Below are 18,746 nucleotides of genomic sequence, written 5' to 3'. Positions count from 1 at the left end.
GAGGCACATGACCGGGCGCACACGGCGCATCCGCTGAACAGGCTGATTTCCGGGGATCGTTGAAGTTGGGACGGAACAGTGACAATCGGCTGACATCTCGCCTCTGACCTTGTGGTTAATATGCGCCAGAGCGCGTACGACGCGCTGGGGTTACGGGTCGGGCCGGCCCGGGGAGGGGAGAAACAAGTGAACGTGCGGCCGATATCGGGGACGTCGGTGGGCGCGCGGGGGCGACGGGGGAGCAAGGGGCTGCTCGCGCTGGCTTCCGGCGTGCTGCTCCTGGCCGTCACCGCCTGCGGCGGGGGAGACAGCCAGGGCGCGGGGTCCGGTACGGGGAAGAACAAGGACGCCGACAGCGCCCGCAGCGAGCAGTCGCAGGCGGTCGTGACCATCGCGCCCGAGAACGGCGCCAAGTCCGTCGACACCAGTGGGGCGCTCAAGGTCGGTGCGAGCAAGGGCAAGCTCACCCAGGTCGACGTCAAGGACGGCAAGGGCACCGCGATAGCCGGGCGGATATCCGCCGACGGCACCTCGTGGACGCCGGACCTCCACCTGGCCGCCTCCACCAAGTACACGGTGCACGCCGTCGCCAAGGACTCCGCGGGCCGTGAGGCGGCCGAGGACTCCAGCTTCACCACGCTCACGCCGCAGAACACCTTCGTCGGCTACTTCACGCCCGAGGACGGCTCCACCGTCGGCGTCGGAATGCCGTTCTCCCTCCGGTTCACCCGGGGCATCACGGCCCCGAAGGCCGTCGAGAAGGCGATCGAGATCAAGACCGAGCCGGCCGTCGAGGTCGCCGGCCACTGGTTCGGCAACGACCGGCTCGACTTCCGGCCCGAGCACTACTGGAAGGCCGGCACCAAGGTCACCGTCAAGCTCAACTTCGACGGCGTCCAGGGCCGCCCCGGCGTCTACGGCAAGCAGTCCAAGACGGTCTCCTTCACGATCGGCCGCAACCAGGTCTCCGTGGTCGACGCCAAGAAGCACACCATGAAGGTCATGCGGGAGGGCAAGGTCGTCAGGACGATCCCCATCACCGCCGGCCGGCCGGGCAACGCCACCTGGAACGGCCAGATGGTCATCACCGAGAAGCTCACGGTGACCCGCATGAACGGCGAGACGGTCGGGTTCGGCGGCGAGTACGACATCAAGGACGTCCCGCACGCCATGCGTCTGACCAACTCCGGCACCTTCATCCACGGCAACTACTGGGGCGGCGGCGCCTTCGGCAACTACAACGCCAGCCACGGCTGCGTCGGCCTGCGCGACGTGCGCGGCGGCTACGACGGCGGGGTGCCGGCCGCCTGGTTCTTCAACCGCTCGATGATCGGCGACGTGGTCGTCGTGAAGAACTCCCAGGACCGCACCGTGGCCCCGGACAACGGCATGAACGGCTGGAACATGTCCTGGGACGACTGGAAGGCCTAGCCACTCCGACGGCTCCGCCCGGTGTGACCGACCGCACCGGGCAAGCCGTCGTCAGCCCCGGTGCTGTGTTTGCCCGGGGGGCGACCCCCGGACCCCCGGCCGGGTGTGACCGACCGCACCGGGCAAGCCGTCGTTAGCCCCGGTGCTGTGTTTGCCCGGGGGGCGACCCCCGGACCCCCGGCCGGGTGTGACCGACCGCACCGGGCAAGCCGCCGTCAGCCCCGGTGCTGTGTTTGCCCGGGGGGCGACCCCCGGACCCCCGGCCGGGTGTGACCGACCGCACCGGGCAAGCCGCCGTTAGTGCCGGTTAACCTGCCGTCATGACCGTATCTCTGGAAGTCGCCGAGGGCGTCGGCACGCTGCGCCTCGACCGCCCGCCCATGAACGCGCTCGACGTCGCGACGCAGGACCGGATCAGGGAGCTCGCCGAGGAGGCCACCCGGCGCGAGGACGTGCGCGCCGTGGTGATCTACGGCGGCGAGAAGGTGTTCGCGGCGGGCGCGGACATCAAGGAGATGCAGGTGATGGACCACGCGGCCATGGTCGTGCGGGCCCGCGCCCTGCAGGACTCCTTCACCGCCGTGGCCCGCATCCCCAAGCCGGTGGTCGCCGCGGTCACGGGCTACGCGCTGGGCGGCGGCTGCGAGCTCGCGCTCTGCGCCGACTACCGCATCGCCGCCGACAACGCCAAGCTCGGCCAGCCGGAGATCCTGCTCGGCCTGATCCCGGGCGCGGGCGGCACCCAGCGGCTGTCCCGGCTGATCGGCCCCTCCAAGGCCAAGGACCTCATCTTCACGGGCCGTCAGGTCAAGGCCGACGAGGCCCTCACGATCGGCCTGGTGGACCGCGTGGTCCCGGCCGCCGAGGTGTACGAGGCGGCCCACGCCTGGGCCGCCCGGCTCGCCCAGGGGCCCGCGATCGCGCTGCGCGCCGCCAAGGAGTCGGTCGACGCCGGCCTGGAGACGGACCTGGAGACCGGGCTCGCCATCGAGCGCAACTGGTTCGCGGGCCTGTTCGCCACGGAGGACCGCGAGCGCGGCATGCGCAGCTTCGTCGAGGAGGGCCCCGGCAAGGCGAAATTCCTGTGAAAAACCGCTCGGGGTCTTGCAATTGACGTGACGTCTGATTCCGGCCCCTCGGCGGGCGGTTTGTGGCAGCCTTGAGCCAGCTTCAAGCCTGCCTTGCCGAGGGAGCCGGTCGATTGCCTCCAACCGATCCGTCCGCCCAGGTCGACGGGGCTTTCGACGGACCCGAAGTGCCACCGGCGCCTGCCGTGCGCAAGCCGTGCGCGGACGGCGCCCGCGCGGCGCATTACGCCGGAACGGCCCCGCCGGAGGCGCCGGACGGCCATGATGGGGGCATGGCGGGGCTGGAAGGCATCGGACAGCCGCGGGGACAGTCACGTGTGACCGCGGCGCGCTGGTCGCCCGCGGTCGAGGACGAACGGGCGCTCGAAGCGCTGGAGTCGCACGGCAACCCGGCGGAGTGCGAGGTTCCGCTCCCGTCCCTCCCCGAGTCCGCCGCCATCGCCCGCAGGCTCACCCAGGTCGTCGTGCTGCGCCAGTGGGGGCTGTCCCCGAAACTGGCCGAGGACACCGTCCTGCTCGTCTCCGAACTCGTCGGGAACGCGGTGCGGCACACCGGCGCCCGCGTCTTCGGGCTGCGGATGCGCCGCCGCCGCGGCTGGCTCCGCGTCGAGGTCCGCGACCCCTCCCGGGGACTGCCCTGTCTGATGCCCGTGCAGGAGCTGGACGTCAGCGGGCGCGGGCTGTTCCTCGTCGACAAGCTGTCCGACCGCTGGGGGGTCGATCTGCTGCCGCGGGGCAAGACGACCTGGTTCGAGATGCGCGTGGCCGACCGCTGACCGTCGGTCCTTGACTGACTGACGCTCATTTCGCGCCCATACGTGTGAATCGCCCGTTTTCTTACTCTCCGCCTCTTAAATGGTGCGGGTGACCACGACCGACCGCCGCGGCGTGCTGCGGACCGGTGCCGGGCTCGTCGCCGGTGCCGGGCTCGCCGCCGGATGCTCCTCCACCGGTGCCGCCCCCCACGCCGCCGCGTCCTCCGCCGCGTCCTCGGCCCCCGCCGCCGAGTCCCCGTCCGGCGCCACCCCGCGGGCCGCGCCCGCGCCGCGCGCCTTCCCCCGGCAGCCCGCGCAGATCACCCACGGCCCGCGCGACCGGCCCCGCGTCGCCCTCACCTTCCACGGCCAGGGCGACCCCGAGACCGCCCGCGGCCTGCTCACCGCGGCCGAGAAGCACGGCGCCCGCCTCACCGTGCTCGCCGTCGGCACGTGGCTCGACCAGTATCCGCAGCTCGCCCGCCGGATCCTCGACGGCGGCCACGACCTCGGCAACCACACCCAGAGCCACGTGGCCGTCAACGACATGGCGGAGGCCGGCGCCCGCGCGGAGATCACCGGCTGCGCCGACCGGCTGAAGCGGCTCACCGGCTCGATCGGCACCTGGTTCCGCCCCTCGCGCGCCCCGACCGCCTCCCCGCTGGTCCAGCGGCTGGCCCGCGCGGCGGGGTACCCGCACGTGCTGTCCTACGACGTCGACTCCCTCGACTACACCCGGCCCGGCGCCCAGGCCGTCACCCGCAAGGTCCTGGCGGAGGTACGGAACGGATCCGTGGTGAGCCTGCACTTCGGATACCCGGACACGGTCGCCGCCCTCCCCGACGTACTCAAAGAACTCGACCGCCGCGGCCTCCACGCGGTCACCACCACGGAGCTGCTGAGCTGATGCCACCCACTCGATTCGCCCGGGCCCTGACCGCCGGCGCCGCCCTCCTCGCGCTCACCGCGCTGTCCGCCTGCACCGGCGGGGGCTCGAAGAACCACGCCGACGAAGCCCTCGGCAGCAAGGAGCCCGTACGGCCCGAGCGGCAGCAGGCGGCCGACGTGCTGCCCGGCATGCCGCCGGTCCTCGACCCGGCCGACGTCTACGCCGCCGACCGCCCGGGCAAACTCTCGCCGGTGGTCAGGGACTTCCCGTCCCGCGTCTACGTCCCCAACACCAACTCCAACACCGTCACGGTCATCGACCCGGCGACGTACAAGGTCATCGAGACCATCCCGGTGGGCCGCCAGCCCCAGCACGTCGTGCCGTCCTGGGACCTGAAGACGCTGTGGGTCAACAACGACCTCGGCAACTCCCTGACGCCCATCGACCCGAGGACCGGCAAGGCGGGCAAGCCGGTCGACGTGCACGACCCGTACAACCTCTACTTCACGCCCGACGGCAAGTACGCCGTCGTCATGGCCTCCAAGGACCACCAGCTCGTCTTCCGCGACGCGCACACCATGAAGACGGCGAAGGCGGTCCCGGTCACCTGCTCCGGGGTCAACCACGCCGACTTCTCCCTGGACGGCCGCTACTTCATCGTCTCCTGCGAGTTCAGCGGCGAACTGCTCAAGGTCGACACCGCGCGGATGGAGGTCGTCGGCCGGCAGAAGCTGGACATCCGCGGCGCGATGCCGCAGGACGTGAAGATCTCGCCCGACGGCAAGAAGTTCTACGTCGCCGACATGGTGGCCAACGGGATGTGGATCCTCGACGGCGACACCTTCGGCAAGCCGGGCTTCCTGCCCACCGGCAAGGGCGCCCACGGCCTGTACGTCAGCCGCGACTCCCGCGAGATGTACGTCTCCAACCGCGGCGAGGGCACCATCTCCGTCTTCGACTTCGCCGAGGACAGGCTGACCAAGAAGTGGCGCCTGCCGAACGGCGGAAGCCCCGACATGGGCGGCGTCTCCGCCGACGGCAAGGTGCTCTGGCTGTCGGGCCGCTACAACTCCGAGGTCTACGCCATCGACACCCGCACCGGCGCCCAACTGGCCCGCATCAAGGTGGGCAGCGGCCCCCACGGCCTCGCGGTCTACCCCCAGCCGGGCCGCTACTCCCTGGGCCACACGGGCATCTTCCGCTGAGCGGACCCGGACCCGAACCACATGAGACGGGCCCGGCGGCGGCGAAGGCCGGCGCCGGGCCCGTTCCGTACGGGGGCTACTTGAGGTACACGATGCCGTTCGTGGTGACGGCGGGGCGGCCTGCGGTGGCTACGACCACGATCTTGACGGTGTGCTTCGCGCTGGTGGGCCAGGTCTTGGTCCAGATGGCGTCGCGGTACTTGGTCGTCGCCGACTTCAGGTCGACCGTCGTGGTCTTGACGCCGTCGACGTAGATGTCGGCCTGCCCGGAGGTGCTCGCGCGGGAGACCAGCCAGGCCACGGAGCGGCCGGTGAAGGTCCAGGTCAGGGAGGCGTTCTTGGCCGAGCTGCCCAGGGACTGGCCGCCCAGGTAGCTGGCCGAGGACTTGCTCGCCCAGGTGCCGGTCTTCGTCGCGGCCGTCTCCCGGACGAGGACCGGGGTGCCGGACACGGCGGCCGTGCCGGTGTTGCCGGCCTGGTCGTAGGCGGTCAGGGACCAGGTGGTCGCCGCGCCGGACGTGGCGGTGAGGGCGGCGGTGGTCGCCGTCGGGCCGTATGTGGCGGCGGTCGGGGCGGTGAGTCTGACCTCCTTCAGCACGGTGTCGTCGGCCGCCTTCCAGCTCAGGGTGACCGGGACCGCGGTCGTGTTCACCGTGCCCGCGCGCAGTGCCAGGGCCGGCTTGGTGGGGAAGGTGGGTGCGGTGGTCTCCGCGACCACCGTGGCCGCCGCCGAGACGGCCGTCTTCCCGGACTGGTGGGTGGCGCGGACCTGCACCTGGTGGCTGCCGGGCGTCAGCGTGGCCTTGGCGGAGGTGGCGGTCCCGGCGGCCTTGGCCACCGGCTGCCCGTCGACGAGGAGTTCGTACCCGCCGATCAGCGCGGACGGGGTGGTCGCCGTCCAGCCCACGGTGATCGCGCCCTTGGTGTAGTACGTCGTGCCGGACAGGCCCGCTCCGGTGACGGACTTGATCGCCAGCCCGGTGACGGGGCCGGCGGCCCAGGCGCGGAGGGTGGGGAGCTTGGCGTAGTACGCGTTGCCGGGGCACTGGGTGTTGAAGCCGTCACGGTGCCCGTGGATGGCCGGCAGGGTCAGCTTGGCGCCCTTGGCCCAGGTCTTGCGGGCATAGCTGACGCCGCTGTCACCGGCGGTGAGGGTCGCCGTGCCGGCCGGGTCCACGCCGTACTGTCCCAGCTTCCAGGCGGCGATCCGGGCGACCGAGGTCAGCGCGGCGTCGCTCGGCGCGACGTCGGTGTAGGTGCCCAGGACGGATATGCCGGTGGTCTCGGAGTTGAAGCCGTAGGCGTGGGCGCCCATCACCGGCCGGTCCACCCCGCCCTTGCGGCCCTCGTAGACCGTGCCGCACTTGTCGACGAGGAAGTTGTAGCCGAGGTCTTTCCACTTGAGCTGCTTGACGTGGTACGCGTAGATGCCGCGGACGATCGCGGGGGCGTCGGCGCAGGTGTAGTTGTTGGTCTCGGCGGTGTGGTGGACCACCACCGCCTTGATCTTTCCGCCGGGCAGGTAGTCGGGTGCCTCGGGGCTGATCGACTCGTCGGCGCCCCACTCGGCCCGCGACACGATGGCCGGCCGGGGAACGGTGGACGGGGGCCCCGCGGACGTGGTGGCGCTGGGGGCGGGTGTCGTGGGCGGAGGCTGGGAGACCGGTGCGGTGGGACTCGGTGCCTGGCTCGGCGGAACGGATGCGGCCGGAGTCTCGGACTCGGCCGGCTCCGTGGTGGGCTCGTCGCCGGGCGGTGTCTCCTCCGGCGGGGTGTCGGCCGGCTGGCCGGCCGCGGGGTCGGGCGACTCGGACGGATCGTCGGGCGCGTCGACGCCGTAGGCCGCCGGTTCCATCGCCCCGGTGGCACCCGTGGCCGCCCTGCCCGGGTCGATCATGTCCAGACGCAGCCCGGCGGGCAGCCGGTCGGACGTGCGTCCGCCCGCGGTGACCCGCACCTCCACGCCGTCGGAGGGGCCCACCCAGGCCGGTTCCGTACCGCCGCGCCGGGCGGCCGCCTCGCCCTGACCGCCGCTGCCGTCCAGCCTCAGCCACTGCGACCACTGGCCGGATCCCGCGACGCGGGTGCGGGTCTCGATCGTGCCGTCGACGTGCGCCGAGGGGTCGTTCCAGGTGATGCCGAGCATGCTGAACGGCTCGGTCCGCTCCTGCTTCAGCGCGGCACTGGTGCCGTGCTCGCCCGCCGTCAGCGCGGCCGTGCGGGCCTGGCTCGTGACGGGACCCGGCCTGGCGTCACCCTCGGTGCCCTTGCCCGGCTGATCGGAGTCCGTGGTCAGTAACAGCCCTCCGACGATCCCTGCCGTGACGACGGCAGCCGTACCCCAGATGTAGCGAGGTCTACCCATAGCGGATCCGCGGTGTCCTTCGTGAGGAGCGAGAAGAGTGGAGCCGCCGCACGCAGAGGCGGGACGGCTCGCACAGTAGACCCGCGGGATCCGTCCACGGTTGTGTGATCAGGCCGGGCTTTGCCGGTGACGCGGATCACCCGGCCGTCCCGCACCGGGACGGAGGTATCCGGTGCCGCCCCGGATCAGACGTCCGCCCACTGGCGCAGCGCGGCCGCACTGGCGAAGTTCGCCACGTCCTTGTCCAGCGGGTCGTCGGTGTACTGGTGGAAGAGCCACTTCGCTTTGATCCGGGGCTCCCCGGCGGCGACGTAGTCGGCGATCCACAGGCCGTCGCCCGCGTAGGAGGTGGTGTCGATGTCGAGCCAGAAGTTCCGGTTCGTGTAGAGCACGACGCGGTTGTGCGGGCGCAGGGACTTGACCTTGCGGATGAACGCGTCCTTCTCGGCGTTGGTCGCGTGCGTGCCGTCGCCGGTCGTCTCCCAGTCGACGGCCAGGACGTCGCCCGCCTTCTCGGGCGCCTGCGCGACGAAGTACTCCGCCTGCGCGGTGATGTTGCCGGGCCACAGGAAGTGGTAGAAGCCGACCACGAGACCGGCGTCGCGGCCTTGCTTGGTCTGGGCGTTGAGCTTGGAGTTGACGTACGTGCGGCCCTCCGTCGCCTTGATGAAGTCGAAGGAGAGGCCGCTCGTGCCGTAGGTGGAGGACTGGTAGGCGCTCACATCGATGCCGTGCAGCATGCACACTCCCTGAAGGTGCTGCGGGGAGGAGTCGTTGGTTGGCTTCTGCCCCACAACTGGTACGGGCGATCCCTTCAGGGCGTTCGAACATCAGCTCCGGGGGACCACCGAACCCAGTACAACGGCCGACTTGGCCGACCAGTCCGAGGTGATCAGGCTGGCGTGCTGCCCGGCCAGGAGGGACAGGCGGGCGGCCACCTCCGCGTCCGTGGGACTGGTCGAGGAGATCGCCGGGGCGACCTGGGCCGCGTCCGTCGTGATCAGGATGTAGTGGTTCCGGGAGTAGAAGGACGTGTCGTAGCCCTTGGTGACGTAGGTCGCCGCGTCGCCGTCGAAGAACACGAACCAGGGGCGGATCGAGGCGTCGTAGCGGCTCGCGCGCGGGTCGCCCGCGGCGGCGCCGAGGACGGCGGGGAACGCCTGGGCGGAGGCGATGTTCCCGGCCGCGTACAGGTCGCGCAGGTGGTCGCCGTACTCCTGGTCGGTCCAGTAGTGGTCGAAGGGGTTGGCCTGCTCCACCGTGCCGGGGATCAGCTCGAAGAGGACCTTGCCGTTGAGGGCGTTCCGGGACGGCCAGGCGTCGGCCCTGGCGGCGGCGTCCAGCGACGCGTGCTTCCCGCCCAGCAGGTCGGACGGCTTGTAGACCATGTCGCCGAGCTTCTGCCGCACCAGGGTGTCGAACGCGGCGGGCCCGAGTCCGAGGGTGTTGTTGAAGCCGTTCTTCATCTCCATCTTGAAGACGATGGGCCGGTGGTCGGGGTGGAGCTGGTGCCAGGCGGCGATGTTGTCCAGGCAGCTCCCGAGGTCCTGGTCGCGGTTCTTGCCGTACAGCTCGCCGGGGGTCTTCGCGGCCTCGCAGTTGTTGTCGTTGCCCAGCGGATTGCTGTGGCTGACCCGCCAGCGCCGGGTGAGCGGGTCGGTGTAGACGTCGATCTCGAGCAGCGAGGCCCCGGAGTCCAGCGCCTGCGCGAAGTACGTGTACTTGGCCTTCTCGTACGCGTTGTGCGTACCGATCGCCGTCGTACCGGCGAACGTCGGCTCCGCGGCGCGGGCGTTGCCCGGGACCGCCGTCAGGAGCGCCACCGCACCCAGTAAGCCCGCCAGTCTTCTCGTCCCGCCCATGACCAACTCCCTTTGTTTGTAGTTGAGTTGAGCTGAAGCGTAGGGAAGGACGGTTACCGCGCGGTAGCCCCCGGGGGAACAGGTTCGATCAGGTGCCGGACCTCCGGGGCGGCGGCGATTGCTATCGTGCGGACGCGAAGTGCGCCGAAGCAGAGGAAACGGGGGCGGGCCATGGGACTGATGGACCGTATACGCGGTGAGTTCATCGACATCATCGAGTGGACCGACGACAGTCGCGACACCATCGTCTGGCGCTTCCCGCGCTACGAGAACGAGATCAAGATGGGCGCCAAGCTCGTCGTCCGCGAGTCGCAGACGGCGGTCTTCGTCAACGAGGGGCAGATCGCCGACGTCTTCACGCCCGGCACCTACACCCTGGAGACGCAGAACCTTCCGGTGCTGTCCACCCTGAAGGGCTGGAAGTACGGCTTCCACTCGCCGTTCAAGGCCGAGGTCTACTTCGTCACCACCCGCCAGTTCACCGACCTCAAGTGGGGCACCCAGAACCCCGTCATCGTCCGCGACCCCGAGTTCGGCATGGTGCGGCTGCGGGCCTTCGGCGCCTTCGCCGCCCGCGTCGTGGACGCCGCCGCGCTGCTGCGCGAACTGGCGGGCACCGACCCGCAGTTCCGCACCGAGGAGGTGCAGGAGTACCTGCGGCAGCTCATCGTGGGGCGGCTGGCGACCGCCCTGGCCACGGCCGGGGTGCCGATGCTGGACCTGGCCACCCGTCAGGACGGGCTCGGCACCGCGCTGGCGACCGCCCTCACCGAGGAGCTGGCCCCGGTCGGCATCGCCGTGCCCAAGTTCATCATCGAGAACATCTCGCTGCCGCCCGAGGTCGAGGCCGCCGTCGACGCCCGCTCCCGGATGGGGATCGTGGGCAACCTCGACCAGTACACCCAGCTCCAGGCGGCCGACGCGATCGGCGACGCCGCGCGCAACCCCGGCGCCGCGGGCGAGGGCGTCGGACTGGGCGTCGGCATGGCGCTGGGCCGGCGCATGGCGGAGGGCCTCACCCCGCAGCAGGCTCCCGCGGCCCCGGCCCCGGCCCCGGCCCCGGCCCCGGCCCCGGCCCCGGCGCCCGCGCCTGCCGCTCCCGCGGCCGTCCCGCCGCCGCTGCCCCAGCAGCAGTGGTTCATCGGCGTCGGCGGCGCCCAGCAGGGCCCGTACGACACCGCCGCGCTCACCGGTCTGATCGGCGCCGGCACCCTCGCCCGGACCACCCTGGTCTGGCAGAACGGCATGTCCGGCTGGCTCCCCGCCGAGCAGGTCCCTGAGGTCGGACGCCTCTTCGGCAGCGTCCCGCCGCCGCTGCCGCCCCAGGCCTGACCGGGCGGGGACGACGACCATGACCGAGGACCAGGCCACCGCCGCCTCCGCCCGCTCGTACCCGTGCGAGGCCTGCGGTGCCACCGTGGAGTACGCCCCGGGGACCGACGCGCTGCGCTGCCCCTACTGCGGGCACCAGCAGGCCATCGTGCCCGTCCCGCGCGCGGTGCGGGAGCACCCGATCCAGGAGCTGGCGGCGCTCCCCGCCAAGCCGCTGGCCGGGCCCGGCTCCGTGAACACCTTCGTCTGCCCCGGCTGCGGGGCCCGCACCGAGAGCGACACGCTCTCCGTGCGCTGCCAGTTCTGCGCCACGCCCCTGGTGGCCGACGCGGGCGCCACCGAGCGGGTCGTCCCCGAGGCCGTCGTGCCCTTCGGCCTCGACCGCGACGGCGCCCGGGACGCGCTGCGCGCCTGGACGTCCTCGCGCTGGTTCGCCCCCAAGGACCTGAAGAAGGTCACCGAGGCGGAGTCCTTCAAGGGCAGCTACCTGCCCCACTGGACGTACGACGCGGCCACCGTCTCCGACTACCGGGGCCGGCGCGGCGAGTACTACTACGAGACCGTGACGCGCACCGTCACCGAGAACGGCGAGACCCGCACCGTGACCGAGCAGGTGCGGCACACCCGCTGGTACCCGGCCTCCGGAACGGTGTCCCGGGACTTCGACGACGTCCTGGTGCCCGGCACCGGCCATGTCACGGCCAAGCAGCTCGACAAGCTCACGCCGTGGCCGCTGGAGGAGGCGAGGCCCTACCAGGAGGAGTACCTGGCGGGCTTCCAGACGGTGCGCTACGACATCGAGCCCGAGGCGGGCCTGGAGACGGCCAAGCAGCGGATGGCCGAGGTCATCGAGGGCGACTGCCGCAGCGACATCGGCGGCGACGAGCAGCGGGTCGAGTCGGTCGACACCCACTACTCCGACGTCACCTTCAAGCTGATGCTGCTCCCGGTGTGGTTCCTCACCTACGTCCACGCCGGGCGCACCTGGCAGGTCACGGTGAACGCCCGCACCGGCGAGGTGGCCGGCGAGCGCCCGTACAGCACCGCCAAGATCGTCACAGCCTCACTCGCGGCCCTCGCGTTGATCGCCCTGACCGTCTGGCTGATCGTCAGGAAGTAGCGGCCCGCTCGGCGGCACGGGCCGGACCTCCTCAGCACTCGATGATGTTCACCGCCAGCCCGCCGCGGGCCGTCTCCTTGTACTTGACCGACATGTCCGCGCCGGTCTCCTTCATGGTCTTGATGACCTTGTCGAGGGAGACCTTGTGGGAGCCGTCGCCGCGCATGGCCATGCGGGCGGCGGTGACGGCCTTGACCGCGGCCATGCCGTTGCGCTCGATGCAGGGAATCTGGACCAGGCCGCCCACGGGGTCGCAGGTGAGGCCGAGGTTGTGCTCCATGCCGATCTCGGCGGCGTTCTCGACCTGCTCGGGGGTGCCGCCCAGGACCTCGGCGAGGGCGCCCGCCGCCATCGAGCAGGCCGAGCCGACCTCGCCCTGGCAGCCGACCTCGGCGCCGGAGATGGAGGCGTTCTCCTTGAAGAGCATGCCGATCGCGCCGGCGGCGAGCAGGAAGCGGACCACGCCGTCCTCGTCCGCGCCGGGGATGAAGTTGATGTAGTAGTGCAGGACCGCCGGGATGATGCCGGCCGCGCCGTTGGTCGGGGCGGTGACCACCCGGCCGCCGGCCGCGTTCTCCTCGTTCACCGCCATCGCGTAGAGGGTGATCCACTCCATCGCGCGGGCCGTCGCGTCGCCCTCGGCGCGCAGCTGGCGGGCGGTGACGGCAGCGCGGCGGCGCACCTTCAGACCGCCCGGCAGGATGCCCTCGCGGTTCAGGCCGCGCCCCACGCACGCCTCCATCACCCGCCAGATCTCCAGCAGGCCCTCGCGGATCTCCTCCTCGGTGCGCCAGGCCCGCTCGTTCTCCAGCATCAGGGAGGAGATCGACAGGCCCGTCTCCTTCGTCAGGCGCAGCAGCTCGTCGCCCGAGCGGAAGGGGTACTTCAGCACCGTGTCGTCCAGCTTGATGCGGTCCGCGCCCACCGCCTCCTCGTCCACGACGAAGCCGCCGCCGACCGAGTAGTACGTCTTGGCCAGCAGCTCGGCCCCGGAGGCGTCGTACGCCCACAGGGTCATGCCGTTGGCGTGGTAGGGGAGCGCCTTGCGGCGGTGCAGGACCATGTCGTCGTCGTAGGAGAACGCGATCTCGTGCTCGCCGAGCAGGCTCAGCCGGCCGGAGGTCCTGATCGTCTCGACCCGCTCGTCGGCCGTCTCCACGTCCACCGTGCGCGGCGAGGCGCCCTCCAGACCGAGCAGTACCGCCTTCGGCGTGCCGTGGCCGTGGCCCGTCGCCCCGAGGGAGCCGTACAGCTCGGAGCGGACCGACGCGGCCCGCTCCAGCAGGCCCTCGTTGCGCAGCCGGCGGGCGAACATGCGGGCCGCCCGCATCGGGCCGACCGTGTGGGAGCTCGACGGGCCTATGCCGATCGAGAACAGGTCGAAGACCGAGATGGCCACGGTGACTCCTCAAGACGGGGTGGTGCTGGGGGTGCCAGGGGGCGGGGGCGCCGTGGGGGGGGGGGGGGGGGGCGGCCCCCCCCCCCCCCCCCCCCAAAACGGCCTAAAAGTTTATAACCCCGGACACCCGGGGGGTTGCGGGCCCCGCGGGCAGACCCCCGCGTCGGGCCCGGGGTCACCCTCCTGGGGGGGGGGGGGGGGGGGGGGGGGGGGGGGGGGGGCGGGGGGGGGGGGGGGGGGCCGCCGCCCCCCCCACGGCACTCCTCGAAACGGGACTTACTTGTTCAGACCCGGGTACAGCGGGTGCTTGCCGGCCAGGGCGCTCACCCGGGCCTTGAGCGCGTCGGCGTCGTAGGACGGCTTCAGCGCCTCGGCGATCACGTCCGCGACCTCGGTGAAGTCCTCGGCCGTGAAACCGCGGGTGGCCAGGGCCGGCGTGCCGATCCTGAGGCCCGAGGTGACCATCGGCGGGCGCGGGTCGTTCGGGATCGCGTTGCGGTTGACGGTGATCCCGATCTCGTGGAGGCGGTCCTCGGCCTGCTGCCCGTCCAGCTCGGAGTCGCGCAGGTCGACCAGGACCAGGTGCACGTCCGTGCCGCCGGACAGGACGTCCACGCCGACCGCCCGGACGTCGTCCTGGACCAGACGCTCGGCCAGGATGCGGGCGCCCTCCAGGGTACGGCGCTGGCGCTCGCGGAACTCCTCGCTCGCGGCGACCTTGAAGGACACCGCCTTGGCGGCGATCACGTGCTCCAGCGGGCCGCCCTGCTGACCGGGGAAGACCGCGGAGTTGATCTTCTTGGCCAGCTCGGCGGTGGACAGGATCACACCGCCGCGCGGGCCGCCCAGCGTCTTGTGGGTGGTGGTGGTGACCACGTGGGCGTGCGGCACCGGGTTCGGGTGCAGGCCCGCGGCCACCAGACCGGCGAAGTGCGCCATGTCGACCATGAGGTACGCGCCGACCTCGTCCGCGATCCGGCGGAACGCGGCGAAGTCGAGCTGACGCGGGTAGGCGGACCAGCCGGCCACGATCAGCTTCGGCTTGGACTCCTTCGCCAGCCGCTCCACCTCGGCCATGTCGACCCGGCCGTCCTCGCCCACGTGGTAGGCGACGACGTCGTAGAGCTTGCCGGAGAAGTTGATCTTCATGCCGTGGGTCAGGTGCCCGCCGTGGGCGAGGTTCAGACCCATGATCGTGTCACCGGGCTTGAGCAGCGCGAACATCGCGGCCGCGTTCGCCTGCGCGCCGGAGTGCGGCTGCACGTTGGCGTGCTCGGCGCCGAACAGCTCCTTGATGCGGTCGATGGCGATCTGCTCGACCACGTCGACGTGCTCGCAGCCGCCGTAGTAGCGGCGGCCGGGGTAACCCTCGGCGTACTTGTTGGTGAGGACCGAGCCCTGGGCCTCCATGACCGCCACCGGGGCGAAGTTCTCGGAGGCGATCATCTCCAGCGTGGACTGCTGGCGGTGCAGCTCGGCGTCGACCGCGGCGGCCACGTCCGGGTCGAGCTCGTGCAGGGGAGTGTTGAGAACAGTCATGTGCGTAGGTCCGATTCTCAGCCGGCCGTCTCGGCGGCGTACTCGTCGGCGGAGAGCAGGTCGGCGGGCTCCTCGGCCAGGCGCACCTTGAACAGCCAGCCGCCCTCGAAGGGAGCGGAGTTCACCAGCGACGGGTCGCTCACCACGTCCTCGTTGATCTCGGTGATCTCACCGCTGACGGGGGAGTACAGGTCGGACACCGACTTGGTCGACTCCAGCTCACCGCAGGTCTCGCCCGCGGCCACCGTGTCGCCGACCTCCGGGAGCTGGGCGTAGACGACATCGCCGAGCGCGTTGGCCGCGAACTCCGTGATGCCGACCGTCGCCACGCCGTCCTCGACGGGCGACAGCCACTCGTGCTCCTTGCTGTAGCGCAGATGCTGAGGGTTGTTCATGGCCAGAATTCTCCTGTACGCGGGTCAATGGTGATGAATGGGGAGTGCGAAAGGCGTGCGTGACCAGGAGTGACGTGTCTCACGTCGCCTCCGTGGCGGCTACGGCCGTGTCACTTCTGCCGCTTGTAGAAGGGCAGCGCCACGACCTCGTACGGCTCGTGGTTGCCCCGGATGTCCACCCCGACACCGGCCGTGCCCGGAGCGGCGTGCGCGGCGTCGACGTACGCCATGGCGATCGGCTTGCCCAGGGTGGGGGAGGGGGCGCCGGAGGTGACCTCGCCGATCACCTCGCCGCCCGCGACGACCGCGTACCCGGCGCGCGGCACCCGGCGGCCCTCGGCGACCAGGCCGACGAGCACCCGGGGCGGCTCGGCGGCGGCGCGCTCGGCGGCGGCCACCAGGGCCTCGCGGCCGACGAAGTCGCCCTCCTTCTCGAACTTGACCACCCGGCCGAGGCCCGCGTCGAACGGGGTCAGCGAGGTCGTCAGCTCGTGCCCGTACAGCGGCATGCCCGCCTCGAGGCGCAGGGTGTCACGGCAGGACAGACCGCAGGGGACGAGACCGGCGTCCGCGCCGGCGTCGGTCAGCGCCTGCCACAGCTTCTCCGCGTCGCCCGGCGCCACGAACAGCTCGAAGCCGTCCTCACCGGTGTAGCCGGTGCGCGCGATCAGGGCGGGGACGCCGGCGACCGTGCCCGGGAGCCCGGCGTAGTACTTCAGGCCGTCCAGGTCGGCGTCGGTCAGGGACTTCAGGATGCCGGCGGACTCGGGGCCCTGCACGGCGAGCAGCGCGTAGGCGTCCCGGTCGTCGCGGACCTCGGCGTCGAAGCCGGCAGCCCGCTCGGTCAGCGCGTCGAGCACCACCTGGGCGTTGGAGGCGTTGGCGACGACCATGTACTCGGTCTCGCCCAGCCGGTAGACGATCAGGTCGTCCAGGATGCCGCCGTCGGCCTGGCAGATCATGGTGTAGCGGGCGCGGCCGAGGCCGACGGTGGCGATGTTGCCGACCAGGGCGTGGTTCAGCAGGGCGACGGCCTGCGGGCCGGTGACGGTGATCTCGCCCATGTGGGACAGGTCGAAGAGGCCGGCCTTCGTCCGCACGGCGATGTGCTCGTCGCGCTCGGAGCCGTAGCGCAGCGGCATGTCCCAGCCGGCGAAGTCGGTCATCGTCGCGCCGAGCGAGCGGTGCAGCGCGTCGAGCGCGGTCCGGCGGGGGCGGTCGGGTTCGGTACTGCTCATCGGGCGGTCTCCCAGGCATGACGGACGAGGACGGATCCATGTCCTCCCCATCTGTCATCGGAACCTGAGAGGTTCGCCATGACCGCCGTCGGACGGACGGAGCACGGCTTGCACCTTGGGTGGAGCCACTGCGCCAGCGGCCCGCTTTTCAGATGTGCCTCGCCCACGCGGTAACGGTGCCTGAGAGATTCAAGGGAGGTACTTGCTCCTTCGGCGCCCCAGCGAGACGGCTGGGGACTCTCCCGCGCGGATTCAAGCGGCCGATATGCAGTTGCGCGGACATCATTGCACGCCCCGCCCGCTTCGCGGCAGGTCGGCATCCGTGACCGTCCTGTGGCAGTAAGTACACGGTTACGTCCTGCGAATACCCGATAACCTTTCGGCCACAGCAGTGGTTCACAGCAGGCGGTAGCAGATGGACTTCCCGGCGGACTTCTCCGCAGACCTTCCGGCACAGGCGCACTCCCACCCGCACGGCGGATGGCCCGGCAACGAGCTGGAGGAGGTGCTGTCCGCCTCCCTCGGCGTACCGTCCGCCGACGGCCGCATCGCCGAGGTGCTCGGCCGCAGCCACCTCTGGGTGCCCCTGCCCAACGGCGGCGGCCCGCGCAGCGGCCCGCTCGACCTGCCCACGCTCGACATCGACGGCCAGGCCTATGTGCCGGTCTTCAGCTCCGAGGAGCAGCTGCGCCAGGTCGCGGGCCCGCACATGGCGTTCACCGTGGCGCCCGCCGTCGAGTTCGCGCGCGGACTGCCCCCGCAGGCCGGCATCGCGCTCAACCCGGACGGCGTGGTCGGCCTGCCGCTGCCGCCGGCCGCCGTCGCCGAACTGTGCCGGGCGGGGCGCACCCCGCTGGACGGCCCGGCGAGCGGCGGCCGCGTCCGCCTCTTCGAACCCGACTGGCAGGACGACCCGGTGGACTTCCTCGCCGCCGCCGGTGCCGAGTTCGCCGCGACCGGCGTGGTCAGCACCGCCCGCCGCTGCCTGGCCGCCGTCGAGACGGACGACCCGGTCATGTTCGTGGGCGTCGAACTGTCCCAGTGGGAGGGCGACCCGCAGGCCGCCCCCCTGGACGCCCTGGGCCGCGCCCTGGCGGCCAACCCGGCCAAGTGGCCGGTGACCCTGGTCCTGCTGGACGTGGCCCAGGATCCGGTGGCGGACTGGATGAGGGAGAACGTCCGCCCGTTCTACCAGCGCGGCCATTGAGTCCGACCGGGGACGCGGGCGGGCGCACACGATCCGCGATCGGCGGCGCACGGCGAGTCCCCGGCCGCCGGACGGCGGCTTAAGCTAGGGCTCACGGCTCGGTCGAAACGTCGGTTGTATGGAGGGGCGGTACAAGTGAGCGCCAGCGGCACCACGGCCGGGCAGGTCGAGCAGACGCTGCGCCAGGTGACGCCCGGGCGTTACGACGCCTACGAGGCGCTGCTCCGCGCTCTGGCGACCCCGTCCTCCGGCCAGGTCTGGATGCTGCTGTGGCACGGTCAGGCCGGTTCCCCCGACGCCCAGTACGGCCACATGGAGGTCGGCGGGCACGGCTACGCCCCCTGCGTGACCTCCGCCCAGGAGCTGTCGGCCAGCGGCTGGAACCGCTCCTACGAGGTCGTCGACGGCCTCGACGTGGCCCGCACCCTCTTCCCCGACCACTACGGCCTCTGGCTGAACCCGCACGCCCCGGGCGGCGGCGTCGGCGTCCCCTGGCTGGACCTGCGGCGCATCGCCACCGGCCTGGACCGCCAGCCCTCGGGCCCGCTCAGCCTGTCCGAACCGGCCGTCGAGGCAGCGCAGTTCTACGGCCTGCTCACCCAGAACGCCCAACGCACCCCTGCCCTGCGCTCATTGCGCCGGGCCTGGGTGCAGCCCGCGGTCGGAGCGCCGTACCTCGCCATCGGGCTCGACGTGTACGACACCTCGCCGCCGGCGGTCGACTCGGTGCGGGTGATGATGCAGCAGTCCATCGGCGCCGTCCCCGACGGGCTGCCGGTGTCGACGGTCGCGATGTCCGACGAGTACGACCCGGTCGCGATGTGGCTGCGCGCCAACTCCCGCCCGTTCTACGACCGTGAGGTCCATCACGCGTCCCCGGCGGCCGGGTATCCCCGTCCGGATCAGTGGGCTTACTGAGCG

The 18,746-nt window shown here is 71.6% G+C and carries 16 protein-coding genes and 1 riboswitch; of the genes, 9 read left to right on the top strand and 7 right to left on the bottom strand.

Going from position 1 to position 18,746, the window contains the following annotated elements:
* The first annotated feature begins 186 nt into the window (after positions 1 to 186).
* The 5 genes from ACIP4X_RS24275 (at position 187) to ACIP4X_RS24255 (ending at position 5,368) form a co-directional block, all read left to right on the top strand.
* A complete protein-coding gene (locus tag ACIP4X_RS24275; RefSeq protein WP_358737955.1) occupies positions 187 to 1,431 on the top strand; it encodes an Ig-like domain-containing protein in 1,245 nt (414 codons plus the stop codon).
* Positions 1,432 to 1,751: 320 nt separating this feature from the next.
* A complete protein-coding gene (locus ACIP4X_RS24270; RefSeq protein WP_358737957.1) occupies positions 1,752 to 2,519 on the top strand; it encodes an enoyl-CoA hydratase-related protein in 768 nt (255 codons plus the stop codon).
* 272 nt (positions 2,520 to 2,791) lie between these two features.
* The gene (locus tag ACIP4X_RS24265) at positions 2,792 to 3,295 is read left to right on the top strand and encodes an ATP-binding protein (RefSeq protein WP_358737958.1); all 504 of its coding nucleotides are present in this window, start codon (positions 2,792 to 2,794) and stop codon (positions 3,293 to 3,295) included.
* A 79-nt stretch (positions 3,296 to 3,374) separates the two neighbouring features.
* Positions 3,375 to 4,181 (top strand): polysaccharide deacetylase family protein, encoded by an 807-nt coding sequence (locus ACIP4X_RS24260; protein ID WP_401350528.1) that lies wholly within the window; start codon positions 3,375 to 3,377, stop codon positions 4,179 to 4,181.
* Entirely contained in the window at positions 4,181 to 5,368 is a 1,188-nt protein-coding gene (locus ACIP4X_RS24255) for a hypothetical protein (protein WP_358737960.1), read from the top strand. Before ACIP4X_RS24260 ends, ACIP4X_RS24255 begins: the two co-directional genes overlap by 1 nt.
* A gap of 76 nt (positions 5,369 to 5,444) precedes the next feature.
* Here ACIP4X_RS24255 and ACIP4X_RS24250 read toward each other — a convergent pair whose 3' ends face one another.
* The 3 genes from ACIP4X_RS24250 to ACIP4X_RS24240 all read right to left on the bottom strand — a co-directional run bounded on the left by ACIP4X_RS24250 (position 5,445) and on the right by ACIP4X_RS24240 (position 9,595).
* Positions 5,445 to 7,733: an N-acetylmuramoyl-L-alanine amidase gene (locus ACIP4X_RS24250; RefSeq protein ID WP_401350525.1), complete on the bottom strand. Its 2,289-nt coding sequence runs from the start codon at positions 7,731 to 7,733 to the stop codon at positions 5,445 to 5,447.
* A gap of 185 nt (positions 7,734 to 7,918) precedes the next feature.
* The gene (locus tag ACIP4X_RS24245; RefSeq protein WP_401350523.1) at positions 7,919 to 8,473 is read right to left on the bottom strand and encodes a GH25 family lysozyme; all 555 of its coding nucleotides are present in this window, start codon (positions 8,471 to 8,473) and stop codon (positions 7,919 to 7,921) included.
* A gap of 90 nt (positions 8,474 to 8,563) precedes the next feature.
* Positions 8,564 to 9,595: a phosphatidylinositol-specific phospholipase C domain-containing protein gene (locus ACIP4X_RS24240; RefSeq protein ID WP_401350520.1), complete on the bottom strand. Its 1,032-nt coding sequence runs from the start codon at positions 9,593 to 9,595 to the stop codon at positions 8,564 to 8,566.
* Between the two features lie 180 nt (positions 9,596 to 9,775).
* Here ACIP4X_RS24240 and ACIP4X_RS24235 point away from each other — a divergent pair, with 180 nt between their 5' ends.
* Together ACIP4X_RS24235 and ACIP4X_RS24230 are read left to right on the top strand one after the other, a co-directional pair.
* Entirely contained in the window at positions 9,776 to 10,927 is a 1,152-nt protein-coding gene (locus tag ACIP4X_RS24235) for an SPFH domain-containing protein (RefSeq protein ID WP_401350518.1), read from the top strand.
* 19 nt (positions 10,928 to 10,946) lie between these two features.
* Positions 10,947 to 12,047, top strand: a complete 1,101-nt coding sequence (locus ACIP4X_RS24230; RefSeq protein WP_358737969.1) for a hypothetical protein — start codon at positions 10,947 to 10,949, stop codon at positions 12,045 to 12,047.
* A gap of 31 nt (positions 12,048 to 12,078) precedes the next feature.
* Here the strand turns inward: ACIP4X_RS24230 and ACIP4X_RS24225 are convergent, their stop codons facing one another.
* From ACIP4X_RS24225 to gcvT, 4 genes are all read right to left on the bottom strand, one after another.
* Positions 12,079 to 13,446, bottom strand: a complete 1,368-nt coding sequence (locus ACIP4X_RS24225) for an L-serine ammonia-lyase (protein WP_391458199.1) — start codon at positions 13,444 to 13,446, stop codon at positions 12,079 to 12,081.
* Between the two features lie 276 nt (positions 13,447 to 13,722).
* Positions 13,723 to 14,985 (bottom strand): serine hydroxymethyltransferase, encoded by a 1,263-nt coding sequence (gene glyA, locus ACIP4X_RS24220; RefSeq protein ID WP_358735759.1) that lies wholly within the window; start codon positions 14,983 to 14,985, stop codon positions 13,723 to 13,725.
* Positions 14,986 to 15,002: 17 nt separating this feature from the next.
* The gene (gcvH, locus tag ACIP4X_RS24215; protein WP_358735757.1) at positions 15,003 to 15,380 is read right to left on the bottom strand and encodes a glycine cleavage system protein GcvH; all 378 of its coding nucleotides are present in this window, start codon (positions 15,378 to 15,380) and stop codon (positions 15,003 to 15,005) included.
* A gap of 110 nt (positions 15,381 to 15,490) precedes the next feature.
* On the bottom strand, positions 15,491 to 16,618 hold the full coding sequence (gene gcvT / locus ACIP4X_RS24210; protein ID WP_358735755.1) for a glycine cleavage system aminomethyltransferase GcvT: 1,128 nt from the start codon (positions 16,616 to 16,618) through the stop codon (positions 15,491 to 15,493).
* 158 nt (positions 16,619 to 16,776) lie between these two features.
* Positions 16,777 to 16,873, bottom strand: a riboswitch (glycine riboswitch).
* 160 nt (positions 16,874 to 17,033) lie between these two features.
* Between gcvT and ACIP4X_RS24205 the strand changes: the two genes are divergently transcribed.
* Positions 17,034 to 17,825, top strand: coding sequence for an enhanced serine sensitivity protein SseB (locus ACIP4X_RS24205; RefSeq protein ID WP_358735753.1), 792 nt, complete (start codon positions 17,034 to 17,036; stop codon positions 17,823 to 17,825).
* Positions 17,826 to 17,960: 135 nt separating this feature from the next.
* The gene (locus tag ACIP4X_RS24200) at positions 17,961 to 18,743 is read left to right on the top strand and encodes an enhanced serine sensitivity protein SseB C-terminal domain-containing protein (protein WP_358735751.1); all 783 of its coding nucleotides are present in this window, start codon (positions 17,961 to 17,963) and stop codon (positions 18,741 to 18,743) included.
* The last annotated feature ends 3 nt before the right edge of the window (positions 18,744 to 18,746 follow it).

Origin of the sequence: Streptomyces sp. NPDC088817, from assembly GCF_044750345.1 — a bacterium.
Lineage (GTDB): Bacteria > Actinomycetota > Actinomycetes > Streptomycetales > Streptomycetaceae > Streptomyces.
This window is presented reverse-complemented; position numbering and strand designations above follow the sequence as displayed.

Coding starts and splice junctions, on each gene's coding strand:
- ACIP4X_RS24240 (WP_401350520.1), bottom strand. CDS start 9,595: ATGGGCGGGACGAGAAGACTGGCGGGCTTACTGGGTGCGGTGGCGCTC.
- ACIP4X_RS24260 (WP_401350528.1), top strand. CDS start 3,375: ATGGTGCGGGTGACCACGACCGACCGCCGCGGCGTGCTGCGGACCGGT.
- gcvH (WP_358735757.1), bottom strand. CDS start 15,380: ATGAACAACCCTCAGCATCTGCGCTACAGCAAGGAGCACGAGTGGCTG.
- ACIP4X_RS24270 (WP_358737957.1), top strand. CDS start 1,752: ATGACCGTATCTCTGGAAGTCGCCGAGGGCGTCGGCACGCTGCGCCTC.
- ACIP4X_RS24255 (WP_358737960.1), top strand. CDS start 4,181: ATGCCACCCACTCGATTCGCCCGGGCCCTGACCGCCGGCGCCGCCCTC.
- ACIP4X_RS24230 (WP_358737969.1), top strand. CDS start 10,947: ATGACCGAGGACCAGGCCACCGCCGCCTCCGCCCGCTCGTACCCGTGC.
- ACIP4X_RS24245 (WP_401350523.1), bottom strand. CDS start 8,473: ATGCTGCACGGCATCGATGTGAGCGCCTACCAGTCCTCCACCTACGGC.
- glyA (WP_358735759.1), bottom strand. CDS start 14,985: ATGACTGTTCTCAACACTCCCCTGCACGAGCTCGACCCGGACGTGGCC.
- ACIP4X_RS24250 (WP_401350525.1), bottom strand. CDS start 7,733: ATGGGTAGACCTCGCTACATCTGGGGTACGGCTGCCGTCGTCACGGCA.
- ACIP4X_RS24205 (WP_358735753.1), top strand. CDS start 17,034: ATGGACTTCCCGGCGGACTTCTCCGCAGACCTTCCGGCACAGGCGCAC.
- ACIP4X_RS24235 (WP_401350518.1), top strand. CDS start 9,776: ATGGACCGTATACGCGGTGAGTTCATCGACATCATCGAGTGGACCGAC.
- ACIP4X_RS24265 (WP_358737958.1), top strand. CDS start 2,792: ATGGCGGGGCTGGAAGGCATCGGACAGCCGCGGGGACAGTCACGTGTG.
- gcvT (WP_358735755.1), bottom strand. CDS start 16,618: ATGAGCAGTACCGAACCCGACCGCCCCCGCCGGACCGCGCTCGACGCG.